The sequence below is a fragment of the Sphingomonas sp. SphC10 genome (assembly GCF_057004845.1).
This window is the reverse complement of sequence record NZ_CM168044.1, coordinates 1,480,319-1,493,534: the sequence shown is the minus strand read 5'-3', so window position 1 is coordinate 1,493,534 and position 13,216 is coordinate 1,480,319. Positions and strand designations below refer to the sequence as shown.

The window sequence follows — 13,216 nt, the reverse complement described above, 5'->3', positions numbered from 1 at the left end:
CGACAGCCCCAAACCAGACTGTGAGCAAAGCCATCCAAAGCCGGATCAGGGCTTTCTAAGATGGCTTTGCTCCGCCCTCACTCGTAGCGGCGCAGGATGCCCGACAGCTTGCCCTGTACCCGCACCTGTGCGGGCGCGTAGCGCTGCGGGTCATAGGCGCGGTTGGCGGGGTCGAGGCGGACCATCGAGCCTTCGCGCCGGAAATATTTCAGCGTCGCTTCGCTATCGTCGATCAGCGCGACCACGATCTGTCCGTCGCGCGCCACATCGGTGCGGCGGATCAGCGCATAGTCGCCATCGAGGATACCCGCTTCGACCATCGAATCGCCGGATACTTCCAGCGCATAATGTTCGCCCGAGCCGAGCAGGGCAGCGGGCACGGCCAGCATCGAACTGCCCTCGAACGCCTCGATCGGCAAACCGGCGGCGATCCGGCCATGGAGCGGGATTTCGACCACGTCATTGGCAGGCTCGACTGCCGGACGCGGGGCGGGCGCACGGACATTGGCGGATGCGGGTTCGGCCACCACGGTCTTTTCCGGCCGGTCGGGCATCCGCAACACTTCCAGCGCGCGGGCACGATTGGGCAGGCGACGGATGAAGTGGCGTTCCTCCAGTGCGGAGATCAGACGGTGGACGCCCGACTTGGACTTGAGGTCCAGCGCCTCCTTCATCTCTTCGAAAGACGGCGAGACGCCGGTTTCCTTCAAACGGTCGTTGATGAAGCAGACAAGCTCATGCTGCTTTGCGGTGAGCATCGCGATCCTCCGTCTAGAACAGACGTGGAACTTATATGGAACGTTTTGGCTTGCGTCAAGCGAGCATCAGGATTTCCGCCGAGTCGCCCATGGCGGCGGCCGGGGCATGCGGCGGACGGATGATCAGGCACGTCGAGCGCGCCAGGGTCAGCAGCATCGAGCTGTCCTGAATGGCCGCCGCATGGACCCGCCCGTCGATCATCGCGGCACGCAGATAGTCGATGCGCGGGCCGTTGGCGGGCAGATCCTCGCCCAACACGGCGGGGATGGGCTTGGGCAGAGGATCGGCGGCGCCCGCCAGATGCGCGATCAGCGGGCGGACGAACAGCGTCGCGGTGACGAAGGCCGAAACGGGATTGCCGGGCAGGCTGAGCACCACCGTCTCGCCTAGCCGTCCCGCCATCATCGGCTTGCCGGGGCGAAGCGCGATACGCCAGAAGTCGACGCTCCCGCCCGCCGCCTTGAGCGCGGGCTGGACGAGGTCATGGTCTCCGACCGAGGCACCGCCGGTTGTGACCAGCAGGTCGGCCTCGACCGAGGCAAAGGCGTCGCGGAGCTTATCGAGATCATCGGGCAGGATGCCCAGATCGATGATCTTTACCGGCAGATCGGCCAGCATCGCCGCCAGCATGACGCCGTTCGATTCGGGCAGGGCGGCGGGATCGGTGCTGCCGGGCGGGACCAGTTCGTCGCCGGTTGCGGCGATCGCGACACGAACGGCCGGACGGACGGGCAGGACGGCGTGACCGCCGGTCGCCGCCACCGCGATGCGCGCGGGGGTCAGCCTTTGCCCGGCAGCGATCAGCGTTGCACCTTCGGAAAAATCGAGCCCGCGCCGCCGGACATTGCGGCCCTGATGGGCGGGGCCTTCGCCTGCCAGCGTCAGGACCGCGCCGTCGCGCGCCGCTTCCTCCTGGATCAGGACGGTGTCGGCGCCTTCCGGAAGCACCGCGCCGGTAAAAATGCGCGTTGCCTGTCCGGGCTCGACCGAACCGCTAAACGGCCGTCCCGCCGCGCTTTGGCCGATGACGGTCCATGGCCCCGGCATATCCCAAAAGCGGATCGCATAGCCGTCCATCGCCGACAGGTCGTGCGCAGGCTGGGTCCGCCGCGCGGTCACGTCACGCGCGGCCCAGCGTCCGGCGGCTTGGCGCAACGGCAGTTCGATGATGGAGCGTTCGCTGGCCAGGGCGAGCAATCGGGCCTGGGCTTCGGGGACGGGGAGAAGAATGACGGTCGCTCCTTTTGGCCCAAGGACGCTTTTCCGCAGCGTCCGTTCCCCTGCGATCGGAGGCGTCAGGCGTGCCAGTCGCCGGACTTGCCGCCGGTCTTGGCGATCAGGCGAATATCACTAATCATCATGCGCTTATCGAGAGCCTTTGCCATGTCGTACACGGCCAACAGCGTCACCGACACGGCGGTTAGTGCCTCCATCTCGACACCGGTCTGGCCCGCCATGGCAGCGGTGGCGGTGGCGGTCACGCCTTCCTCGTCCAGAACCAGATCGATCTCCACCTTGCTCAGCGGCAGGGGGTGGCAGAGCGGAATGAGGTCGCTGGTCTTCTTGGCGGCCATGATCCCCGCCACCCGCGCGACCGCCAGCACATCGCCCTTCTGGACGCTGCCCGCGCGGATCGCGGCGGCGGCGTCTCGAGTCATGGTGATGCGGCCTTGCGCCACCGCCTGTCGTGCCGTGACCGCCTTGGCTCCGACATCGACCATGCGCGCCGAGCCTTCTTCGTCGAGATGGGTGAGGCCGGTCATCCGATCAGCGCGCGGGTCGCCGCCTCGACGTCATGCTGGCGCATCAGCGCTTCGCCAACCAGGAAGCAATGAATGCCGTGCACAGCCATCGCGTCCAGATCCTCCCGGCTGGTCAGCCCGCTTTCGGCCACGAAAGTGCTACCCGCAGGGGCATGTGCCACCAGCTCATAGGTCCGCTGAAAATCAACGGTGAAGTCCCTGAGATCACGGTTGTTCACCCCGATCAGCCGCGACTTCAACCGCGCGGCACGCTCCATCTCGGCGGCGTCGTGCACCTCGACCAGCGCGTCCATGCCGCACTCGATCGCGGCGGCCTCGATCTCCTGCATCTGGGTGTCGTCCAGGGCCGCGACGATGATCAGGATGGCGTCGGCCCCCAGTGCGCGCGATTCGTGCACCTGCCAGGGATCGACCATGAAGTCCTTGCGCAGCACCGGGATCGATACCGCCGCGCGCGCCTGTTCCAGGAACACGTCCGCCCCCTGGAACCAGCGTTCGTCGGTCAGCACCGACAGGCAGGCCGCGCCGCCCGCTTCATAGGCGCGGGCATGGGCGGGGGGATCGAAATCGGCGCGGATCAGGCCCTTGGAGGGGCTGGCCTTCTTAACCTCGGCGATCAGCGCATGGCCGGCCTTGGCGTCCAGTGCGGCACGAAACCCGCGCGGTGCGGAGACGGTGGCGATCTTGGCGTCCAGATCGGCATGCGACATGGTCGCCTTGCGTGCGGCGACATCGGCGCGCTTGGTTTCCAGGATGCGGTCGAGCATCGTCATCGGTAAGCAATCCATCGATCGAGAAGCGCCGCGGCCTCGCCGGTGTCGATGGCACGGGCGGCGGCGACCGCGCCTTGCGCCAGGTCGGTGCTATGCCCAGCGACCAGCAGCGCGGCGGCGGCATTGAGGAGAACCGCGTCGCGATACGCGCCCGGCTCCCCGGCGAGAAGACGGCGAAGCGCCTCGGCATTGTGCCGCGCGTCGCCGCCACGAATGGCGGTGATGGGATGGCGGGGGAGGCCCGCATCCTCCGGGGTAATGGTTGCGGGGGCGGTAATGTCGCCGACCGAGACCGCGATGCTGGGACCTGCACCGGACAGCTCGTCCAGCCCTTCCTCGCCCGACACGACCAGCGCCGCCTCGGCGCCCAATTGTTCCAGCGCCTCGGCATAAACGGTCGCATAGTCGGGACGCGCGATGCCGATCAGCTGCCGCCCGACATGCGCCGGATTGGCGAGCGGACCCATCAGGTTGAAGATCGTCCGTCGTCCGATCCTGCGCCGGATCGGGGTGATCCGCGCCATGGCCGGGTGGTGGTTGGCGGCGAACAGGAAGGCGATACCGATATCGTTGAGGCTCGACTGCGCCACGGCCCCCGCGCGCTCCATGTCGAGGCCCAGCACTTCCAGCGTGTCGGCCGCGCCCGCCTTGGACGAAGCGGCGCGGTTGCCATGCTTGGCGACCGGCACACCGAGTGCGGCGACGACCAGCGACACGGCGGTCGAGACGTTGAGGGTATGATGTCCGTCGCCGCCGGTGCCGCACACATCGACCGTACCCTTGGGCGCTTCGACCGGGATGACGCGCTGCCGCATGGCGCGGGCGGCCTCGGCGATCTCGATCGAGGTTTCGCCCCGCTCCGTCAGACCGACCAGGAAGGCCGCAATCGCCTCATCCTCGGCGCGGCCGTCCAATATGTCGGCAAAGGCGGCGGCCGCCGTCTCTCGCGACAAAGGACTGACGGTATCGGGAAGCAGCGCGACGGTCGTCACGCGGCACTCTCCACCGGCGGGCGCAGCCGCTCGGGCAGTTCATGCGCCACGCCCGCTTCGCGCAGAAAGTTGGCGAGCATTGCATGACCATATTCGGTGGCGATGCTTTCGGGGTGGAACTGGACGCCGTGAATGGGCAGCGTCGCGTGGCGAAAGCCCATTACCGTGCCATCCTCGGCGCGCGCATTGACGACCAGGCTATCGGGCACATCGTTGACGATCAGCGAGTGATAGCGCGTCGCGGTGAAGGGCGAGGGCAGGCCCCGAAACAGCCCGGTGCCGTCGTGCAGCACCGGCGAGGTCTTGCCATGCATCAGGCCGCCACGCTCGACCAAGCCGCCGAAATGCTGGCCGATCGCCTGATGGCCCAGGCACACGCCGAGAAGCGGCCGACCCGCATCGGCGGCGGCGGCGACCAGGTCCAGGCTGACGCCCGCCTCGGTCGGCGTGCAAGGCCCGGGGGAGATGAGAAAGGCTTGCGCCCCCGACGAGAGCGCTTGGCCCGCCGAGATCGCGTCGTTGCGGACCACCTCTACCTCGCTGCCCAATTCCTGAAGATAATGGACGAGGTTCCAGGTGAAGCTGTCGTAATTGTCGACGACCAGGATCATGGCACCGCCATAGCCGATCGCGCGGGCGGTGCAACGCCCCGTTCACATCGGTCTCGCGGGGCAGGGTATCGTCATGACGGTGGCGCGATGACGGATCATGCGACATAGCGCCGCAATTCCGCCGGAAATCTGCCCCTACCGGGCTTCGTTCAGCATGGAGCCATGAAGGGCGTCCGACGTTGTCAGACCATAAGGAGTTTACGTCACCATGGTTCGAGCCGCCCTGATTGCCGCCTTGTTGCTGACCCCGGCTACGGCTTTTGCCCAGCAAGCGGCGACGTCGGACCAGGCGCAGGCCAGCACCGGCCAGCCGCCCAAGCGGGTGCGCAACGTCACGCTGACCGGCGACCAGAAATGTCCCGAGAGCACGGCGGAGGAAGTCGTGGTCTGCGGCCGTGACGACGAACCCTATCGTATTCCCAAGGCGCTGCGCGACGACAAGCCGATCCCGGCGCAGAACCAGAGCTGGGTCAACCGCGCCGCGACGATGGATCAGGTCGGTCGCGTGGCGGGCGGTATTCCGGACACCTGCTCGCCGGTGGGCACGGGTGGCCAGAGCGGATGCAGCATTTTGTGGAACCAGCAATATCAGGCCGATCGCCGTGCGCGCCGGGCCGAGGCGACGCCGCCTGCGGCTGACGGGGAGTGATGTCCGGGGGCAGGATGACGTCACGTTGATCCACCCCTCCTCTTTAGGGGAGGGGTTCGGCTAAGGACGCCCCAATGTCATCCCGATCCAGGGTAGGGACCGCCTGACCCAAGTCTGTTCCCCGGCGAAGGCCGGGGTCCGGTCGCAATGATGTTCGTGACAGGCTTTATCGGTTGGGGAATGGCCTCCCATGCAGCGTCTTGCACACTCTCAACCCAGTAGGAACTGGGCCCCGGCCTTCGCCGGGGAACAGCGCCTTTGCCGATCCGACTATACTTACTGCCCGAAGCCGCCTTCACCGGCACGCGCCACCGCATCGCGCGCGGCGGCGAGCATCGCGCCCGCCTTGGCCTCGCATTCGCGCTGCTCATAGGCCGGGTCGCTGTCGGCGACGATACCCGCGCCCGCCTGGACGTGGATGGTACCGTCCTTGACCACCGCCGTCCGCAGCACGATGCACGAGTCCATCGAGCCGTCGGGCGAGAAATAGCCGACGCCACCCGCATAGGCGCCGCGTCGCTCGGGCTCCAGTTCGGCGATGACTTGGCAGGCGCGGACCTTGGGCGCGCCGCTGACCGTGCCCGCCGGGAAGCCCGCGAACAGCGCGTCGAGCGCGTCCTTGTCATCGGCCAGATGCCCGACGACGTTGGACACGATGTGCATGACGTGGCTGTAGAACTCGACCGTATAGCTGTCGGTCACGCGCACGCTGCCCGCCGAGGACGCGCGTCCGACATCGTTGCGGCCCAGGTCCAGCAGCATCAGATGCTCGGCGCGTTCCTTGGGATCGGCGAGCAGGCTGTCACGATTGGCCGCATCTTCGGCCCGCGTACGCCCGCGAGGGCGGGTGCCCGCGATCGGCCGGATCGTCACTTCGTCATTGCGGACGCGAACCAGGATTTCCGGGCTCGATCCAATCAGTGAAAAGCCCGGCAGGTCGAGATGATAGAGGAAAGGCGAGGGGTTGATTCGCCGCAGGCTGCGATACAGCTCGAACGGCGGCAGGGTGAAGGGCGCGGAGAAACGCTGCGCCAGCACCACCTGAAAGATATCGCCCGCGACGATATAGTCCTTCGCCCGCGCGACCATCTCGCCATAGCGACCGGGCGGGAGCGCGGGTTCATAGGCGGGTTCGGGCAGTTCGGCGCGCACCGGTGCGGGCAGGGTGGCGGTCGCAAGGCGCGCGGCAGTGGCGTCCAGCCGCTCCTCCGCATCCGCGATCATCCGCGCGGCATCGCGCGCGGCATCGGGCCACACGGGGGCGACCAGATAGAGCGCATCGGCCAGCCGGTCGAAGACCAGGATCACCGTCGGCCGCACGAAGATCATGTCGGGCAGGCCGAGCGGATCGGCCTCGGGCTGGGGCAGCGTCTCGACCAGCCCAACCGTCTCATAGCCGAAATATCCGACCAGACAGGCCAGTGCCGAAGGCAAGCCCTCGGGCACGTCGGCGCGGCATTCGGCGACCAGGGTGCGCAGCGCAGCCAGCGTGGGCGTGTCGCACGGCTCGAACGCGTCCCGGTTCGTCGCCCAATGGCGGTTGATCGCGGCGGCATGACCATCGGCGCGGAAGACGAGATCGGGGGCGAGGCCGATCAGGCTGTAACGACCCCGCGTCGCGCCGCCCTCGACCGATTCCAGCAGGAAGTCACCGCGACCCGGCTCGATCAGCTTGAGCGCGGCGGCGACCGGCGTCTCGGTATCGGCGATCTGCCGACGCCAGATCAGCTGCGGCTGGCCATCGGCCAGCCGTTCAGCGGTGCTGCGCTCAGTTGCTCCCATTGTTCAGCAGCTCCGAGCGGGTCTTGGCGACCGCCTTGGGGTCGGTCTTGACGACGACGGCGTCGCGACCCGCGCGTGCGAACTGCGAGACATATTCGCGGCCGATCAGGCGGCCGATATCGCCGCGCGCGGCGCGGATCGCGGCGTCGTTGCCGGTCGCATTGCCCGGCTCGATCTTGGTCACGCGGATGATGTACCAGCCCTCGTTCTGCGGGGCGGCCAGCGTGCGCGCCTTGTTCTGCGGCATCGAGAACAGCAGCGCGAGCGGGGCGGCGGCGGGCGTATTCTGCGCGGCGGCCAGATCGCGGCGCGACGCGGCGATCGGGCGGACCGGCGGCACCGCCAGCCCGGTTTCCTTCAGCGCCTGCGCCATCGGCATGCCCTTGTTCACCTTGGCGAGCACGGCATTGGCGAGCGTGCGGGCGGCGATACGCGCGCGGTCGGCGGTCAGGTCGGCCAGGACCTGGCTACGCACCTGCGCCAGCGGACGCGGGGCGGAGCGCTGGATCTGGCCGACGCCGACGACCGCGAAGCCGCCGTCCTGGCCGATCGGCACGATCTGCGGCGCGTCGCCATCCTCGGCAGTGAAGGCGGCGGTGATCATCGCGCGCAGTTCCGGCGTTGGCTGGAAGGTCGGGGCATCCGGTGCCGCGCCCTGTGCGGTGACGGCGGGCGTCGTCTGTGCCTGCAACTTGCGGTCGGCAATCACCTCGTCGAACGTGGCGTTGCCCGACAGCGAGTCTTCGATCGCGTTGCGCATCTCACCCAGCGCGGCGGCCTGCTTCTGCTTGGTCAGGTCGGTGACGATCTCGGGGCGCGCCTGGGCCAGCGTCTTGCCGGGAACCTGGGTGATCGCATCGACCTTGGCGACCACGAAGCCGAGCGTCCCGCGCACCGGGCCGATCACGCCGCCCTGCGGCGCACCGAACACGGCATCGGCGACGGCGGCCGAGGCCTGGGTGGCATAGGCCGCCTTGTCGACGCCCTTCTGCACCGAAGCCTCCAGCCCGGCAGCGCGCGCCGCATCGGCCAGCGAGGTGCCGCCCTTGGCCTTGGCGGCCAGCGCATTGGCGCCCGCCTGATCGGCGACGATGACCTGGGTCACGTCCCGCTTCTGGGTCGCGGCATAGCGCGACTGGTTGGTCTGGTAATAGCGTGCGATCTCCGCATCGTTCGGAGTCGCCTTGGCGGCGACGGCGGCGGGGTTCACGACCGCATAGCGGACCACGCGACGCTCCGGCAGCGTGTAGCGCTGGACGTTGCGGGTGTAGAAGGTCTGCACGTCGGCGTCGCTCGGCGCGGCCCCCGCGGGGACCAGACGAGTCGGGATATAGCCGACCTCGCCCTGCCGCTTTTCGAGCAGCAGCGAGGCATAGGGCAGCGCCATCTGCGTCGCGAACTGGGTCGCACCGACGGTGGGGATGGTCAGCTGCTGCGCGAAGGTCGAACGCTCGATATCGGTGCGGACCTGCGCATCGGTCATCTTCCGCTGTGCCAGAAGCTGCTGATAAAGCGCCGGGTCGAACTGGCCATTGGGGCCGCGAAAGGCCGGGATCGAGGCGATCTGGCCGTCGACCAGACGGCGCGAGACGACCATGCCCTGCTGCTTGCCGAACTGTTCGAGCGCCAGGCCGGTGATCTCGCGCTGGAGCACGCCCTCGAACCCGCCCGCCGCGATGAACTGCGCCATGTCGAGGCCCGGCTGTTCCTGGCGATAGGCGGCGACCTCGTTCTGCGCAGCGGTGCGCAGGTCGTTGGCGGTCACCTTCGCGTCGCCGACCTTGGCGACGTCGGAGCCGTTCAGGCCGCCCGCCATGCCCGCGATATTGGTGACGTCACCGGCCGCGAACGCGATCGCGATCACGCCCAGCACGATGAAGGTCACGACGACGCCGGCCTTGGAATTGATGATCCGGCGGAAGAAGCTGAGCATGGACGACCGATCGGCAAAGACAAAAACGTGTCCCGCTTTAGGGGCGAGGTCGCTCGGCATCAAGCTTGTGCGAAATCCACGATCCGCTATCGGTGTTGAACACGTATAACATGCGACTCAATCTGGGAGCCTCATATGGCACGGCGCAAATTGGTGGCGGGCAACTGGAAGATGAACGGTTCGCGCGCCGCGTTGGCCGAGCTGGACGCCATCGCAAAGGCTGCCGAGACGGCGCCGAACGTCGATGTGGCGGTCGCCGTGCCCTTCACCCTGATCGCGCCCGCAGCCGAGCGCGTGCCCGGCCTCGCCATCGGGGCGGAGGATGTACATGAGCGCGATTCGGGCGCGCATACCGGCTGCGTCTCGGCAGGCATGGTCCAGGAAGCGGGGGCCAGCTTCACCATCGTCGGCCACTCGGAACGCCGTGCCGATCAGGGCGAGACCAGCCAGGATGCCTGGGCCAAGGCGGCGGCGGCGCATCGCCAGGGGCTGAACGTCATCCTCTGCTGCGGCGAGACCGAGGCTGAGCGTAATGCGGGTCGAGCCGAGCGGGTGGTGCAGGCGCAGATCGAGAAGTCGGTCCCCGACAATGCAGACGGCAGCTGGTTCACGCTGGCCTATGAACCGCGCTGGGCGATCGGGACGGGGCGGACGCCGACAGTCGACGAGATCGCCAGCATCCATGCCATCGCGCGGGCCAAGCTTCGCATGCTGATCGGCGATGCGGCGGACGGGGTGCGGATCCTGTATGGCGGTTCGGTGACGGGCGAGAATGCCGCCGTGCTGCTGGCGGTCGAGAATGTCGACGGCGCGCTGGTCGGCGGGGCGAGCCTGACCGCCGCGAAGTTCGTGCCGATCATCGAGGCGGCGGCGGGATTGTAACGGCGTGGCGGGGCGTGGCCTTCGGCTTCGCTCGGCGTGAACGGCTGTCAGGTACGGTCCCCAACCCCCGTTCAGCCTGAGCGTAGTCGAAGGCCAAGCTACAACCTCAATGCCCCGAATACCGCCCCTTCAACATCGCGTACGCCGCACGCAGGGCATAGGCATCGCCCCCCTTGGGTCGTCCCGGCTTGCCCGAGGGCCGCCATGCAAAGACGTCCAAATGCGCCCAGGCTGTGTCCTTCGGCACGAAGCGCCGCAGGAACAGCGCCGCCGTGATCGCTCCCGCAAAGCCGCCATCGGGCGCATTGACCATGTCGGCGATGTCGGACTTCAGCATGTCGTCATAGCCGTCCCATAGCGGCATCCGCCACACGGGATCGTCCTCGCCCGCCGCCGCCGTCAGCAGGTCCGCCGCCAGCGCCTCGTCATCGGTGAACAGCGGCGGCAGGTCGGGGCCGAGCGCCACGCGCGCCGCGCCGGTCAGCGTGGCGAAGTCGAGGATCAGTTCGGGCTTCTCCTCCCCGGCGCGGGTCAGCGCGTCGCCCAGGATCAACCGGCCTTCCGCATCGGTGTTGGTGTTCTCGACCGTCAGGCCCTTGCGGGTCTTCAGCACATCACCGGGGCGGAAGGACGCCGCCGATACCGCATTCTCGACCGCCGGGATCAACAGGTGCAGCCGCACCGGCAACCGCGCCGCCATCACCAGGCTCGCCAGCGCCAGCGCATGCGCGGCACCGCCCATGTCCTTCTTCATCAGCCGCATGCCCGCAGAGGGCTTGATGTCCAGCCCGCCCGTGTCGAAGCACACGCCCTTGCCGACGATCGCGATGCGCGGATGGGCGGGATCGCCCCAGTACAGCTCGATCAGCCGGGGCGCACGCTCGCGCGTGGCGGCCTGTCCGACGGCGTGGATCATCGGATAGTCGCGGGCCAGCGTCTCGCCGCTGGTCACCATGATCTGCGCGTGATGGGTGCGGGCCAGTGCCTCGGCCTCCGCCTCCAGTTCGGCAGGACCGAGATCGCCCGCACCCGTGTTGACCAGATCGCGGACCTGCGCGGTCGCGGCGGCGAGGCGGATCACTTCGTCCCGGTGCGCGACATCGCGGGTCAGCAGCACGCGAGGGCCGTTGTCATCGCCCTTGCGATAACGGGTGAAGCGATACTGGCCGAGCAGCCAGCCCAGCGCGTTCGCGCCGACCCCCGCGCCGTCGAGTCGATACTGGCCTTCGGGCAGGGCCTCGGCCAGCTTGGCCAGCGCCCAAGGTCCGGTTGCCTTTGCGACGCCCGCGACCACCGCCACCTCGCCGTCATGGGGTACGAGCAGATGCGTATCGGGCTTGGCGGCGAAACGCTGCGCCGTCGCCAGCGTGCGGGTGGCGACGGGCTGGCGTGCGAGCCAGTCGGCGAAGCCCTCGGCGGTCAGCAGGGTGATCGTCCGGGCGGGCTGGCCGCGATCGGGCTGGAGCAGGGGGGCGAAGTCCATCATTCGGCGGGGCTCACGAGGAATTGTTCGATCTTTCCGTTGGTGCCGGGCTCGGCATAGGTGCTGATCCGAAGCGTACGACCGGGATAGGTGACGCGATAGGAGCGGTTGACGAACCCGCCACGCAGGCGCGTGCGCCCCGCCTGTTCGATCTTGGTCGGCGCACCCAGGGGCGACAGGCTGGTTCGGTAATCGGCCAGCGCCGTCGGCGTGAAATAATAGGCCGCATCCTCGGTCAGCAGCGCACGGTCGAGTTGGCCCGCCTGGAGCTGTGCGTACACCCGCTTGGTCCGGTCGAGCGCGGCGGCGTCCTCGGCATTGGCCTGGGGCGCGGGCAGGACGATGTCGGAGATGCCCTTGGCGATCCGGCTCTGCGCGTCGGCAAACCAGGCGTTGACCGCGACGACCACCGCGGCCTTGTCGTCCGGATAGACGATATTCTCGGTCAGGAAGCCGACCGCTTCGCCGCTATGCTCGACGAAGCGGCGGCCATCGGCGGTGCCGACGCCCACGCCCAGCCCGTAATTGGTGTTCGAGCCGTCGGTCAGCTTGACGGGATTTTCCTGCTCCGCCCAGTCCTTTGCGGGCAGCAGCGTGCGGTTCATCCGCGCGACGTCCCATTTGGCAAGGTCCTGGGGCGACATGGATAGCTCGCCCGCCGCATAGAGCCAGCCGGGGGCGGCGGGCGTCTCGACCCGGACGGGGCCGAGCGCATGGCGCAGATAGCCCTGTGGGAAGCCCGGACCGACCGCCTTGTCCTGATCTAACGCGCGAATGCCCAGCGGCTGGAAGACGCGGGTCTGAAGAAACTGAAGGAGAGGCTGGCCCGACACCTTCTCGACGATCATGCCCGCGACGACATAGCCGGTGTTGGAATATTGCCATTGCGTGCCGGGCCGGAAGTCGAGCGGCGCCTTGGCCCAGCGGTCGACGATGCCTTGCGGCGTGGTCGGCGTCGCCATCGCCTTGAAGCTGTAATCCTGCGGCCAATAGTCGCGCAGGCCCGAAGTGTGGCTCAGCAGTTGGCGGATGGTGATCGTGTCGCCGTCCGTGATGCCCGGCACATATTTGGACACCGTGTCGTCGAGCGAGAGCTTGCCGTCGTCGGCCAGCAACTGGACGGCGGTGGCGGTGAACTGCTTGGACACCGAAGCGATCTGATAGGGCAGCTTGGCGTCGGCGGGGCCGGTCTGCCCCTCGAACTGTTTGCCATAGGCCTTGGCGAGGACGATCCTGCCGCCGCGCACCACCGCGATCGAGGCGGAGGGGACGCCGGTATCGGCCAGCGTCTTCATCACCAGGGCATCGATCTTCTGGGTTTCCGCCGGGGTCAGGGCCTGGGCGATGAGCGGGGCGGGGGCGATGAACGCAATCGCCGCCAGCAAAATGGGGTATCTCATGCCCGCCAAGGAAGCAGGTTTGCGGGGGCGGCGCAACAGGGGTGGGGGACTTCGACTTCGCTCAGCTTGAACGGAGCGAGGGGTGCTTGGACCAGTATCCCAACAGTCGTTCAGGCTGAGCGAAGTCGAAGCCCACACTAACCCTTTCGTCGAGCGTGGCTGGCGGCACTTGGAGAGCCTCTCCCTTGG

Annotated in this window: 12 protein-coding genes; 2 read left to right on the top strand and 10 right to left on the bottom strand. The window is 68.0% G+C overall.

The window, feature by feature from the left end:
• Positions 1-77: 77 nt before the first annotated feature.
• The 6 genes from lexA to ACWKSV_RS06635 form a co-directional block, all read right to left on the bottom strand.
• A complete protein-coding gene (lexA, locus tag ACWKSV_RS06660; protein WP_076716668.1) occupies positions 78-758 on the bottom strand; it encodes a transcriptional repressor LexA in 681 nt (226 codons plus the stop codon).
• Between the two features lie 55 nt (positions 759-813).
• Positions 814-1,956 carry a molybdopterin molybdotransferase MoeA gene (locus ACWKSV_RS06655; RefSeq protein WP_237243378.1) on the bottom strand — a complete coding sequence of 381 codons (1,143 nt, stop codon included), beginning with the start codon at positions 1,954-1,956 and terminating at the stop codon, positions 814-816.
• A 98-nt stretch (positions 1,957-2,054) separates the two neighbouring features.
• Positions 2,055-2,522 (bottom strand): cyclic pyranopterin monophosphate synthase MoaC, encoded by a 468-nt coding sequence (moaC, locus tag ACWKSV_RS06650; protein WP_076716665.1) that lies wholly within the window; start codon positions 2,520-2,522, stop codon positions 2,055-2,057.
• Positions 2,519-3,295 (bottom strand): indole-3-glycerol phosphate synthase TrpC, encoded by a 777-nt coding sequence (gene trpC / locus ACWKSV_RS06645; protein WP_076716663.1) that lies wholly within the window; start codon positions 3,293-3,295, stop codon positions 2,519-2,521. Before trpC ends, moaC begins: the two co-directional genes overlap by 4 nt.
• On the bottom strand, positions 3,292-4,287 hold the full coding sequence (gene trpD, locus ACWKSV_RS06640) for an anthranilate phosphoribosyltransferase (RefSeq protein WP_076716662.1): 996 nt from the start codon (positions 4,285-4,287) through the stop codon (positions 3,292-3,294). Before trpD ends, trpC begins: the two co-directional genes overlap by 4 nt.
• Positions 4,284-4,898, bottom strand: coding sequence for an anthranilate synthase component II (locus ACWKSV_RS06635; RefSeq protein WP_056438026.1), 615 nt, complete (start codon positions 4,896-4,898; stop codon positions 4,284-4,286). Before ACWKSV_RS06635 ends, trpD begins: the two co-directional genes overlap by 4 nt.
• Before the next feature lie 208 nt (positions 4,899-5,106).
• Here ACWKSV_RS06635 and ACWKSV_RS06630 point away from each other — a divergent pair, with 208 nt between their 5' ends.
• Positions 5,107-5,547 (top strand): hypothetical protein, encoded by a 441-nt coding sequence (locus ACWKSV_RS06630; protein WP_076716660.1) that lies wholly within the window; start codon positions 5,107-5,109, stop codon positions 5,545-5,547.
• Between the two features lie 276 nt (positions 5,548-5,823).
• On the opposite strand, the gene trpE is transcribed toward ACWKSV_RS06630, so the two are convergent.
• Together trpE and ACWKSV_RS06620 are read right to left on the bottom strand one after the other, a co-directional pair.
• On the bottom strand, positions 5,824-7,329 hold the full coding sequence (gene trpE / locus ACWKSV_RS06625; protein ID WP_076716658.1) for an anthranilate synthase component I: 1,506 nt from the start codon (positions 7,327-7,329) through the stop codon (positions 5,824-5,826).
• Entirely contained in the window at positions 7,316-9,262 is a 1,947-nt protein-coding gene (locus tag ACWKSV_RS06620) for a peptidylprolyl isomerase (RefSeq protein WP_483666914.1), read from the bottom strand. The genes trpE and ACWKSV_RS06620 overlap by 14 nt, the downstream gene beginning before the upstream one ends.
• Before the next feature lie 135 nt (positions 9,263-9,397).
• Here ACWKSV_RS06620 and tpiA point away from each other — a divergent pair, with 135 nt between their 5' ends.
• Positions 9,398-10,144: a triose-phosphate isomerase gene (gene tpiA / locus ACWKSV_RS06615; protein WP_076716655.1), complete on the top strand. Its 747-nt coding sequence runs from the start codon at positions 9,398-9,400 to the stop codon at positions 10,142-10,144.
• A 106-nt stretch (positions 10,145-10,250) separates the two neighbouring features.
• On the opposite strand, the gene ACWKSV_RS06610 is transcribed toward tpiA, so the two are convergent.
• The gene (locus ACWKSV_RS06610) at positions 10,251-11,630 is read right to left on the bottom strand and encodes a leucyl aminopeptidase family protein (protein ID WP_076716653.1); all 1,380 of its coding nucleotides are present in this window, start codon (positions 11,628-11,630) and stop codon (positions 10,251-10,253) included.
• Positions 11,627-13,027, bottom strand: a complete 1,401-nt coding sequence (locus tag ACWKSV_RS06605) for a serine hydrolase domain-containing protein (protein WP_076716651.1) — start codon at positions 13,025-13,027, stop codon at positions 11,627-11,629. Before ACWKSV_RS06605 ends, ACWKSV_RS06610 begins: the two co-directional genes overlap by 4 nt.
• Positions 13,028-13,216: the final 189 nt, after the last annotated feature.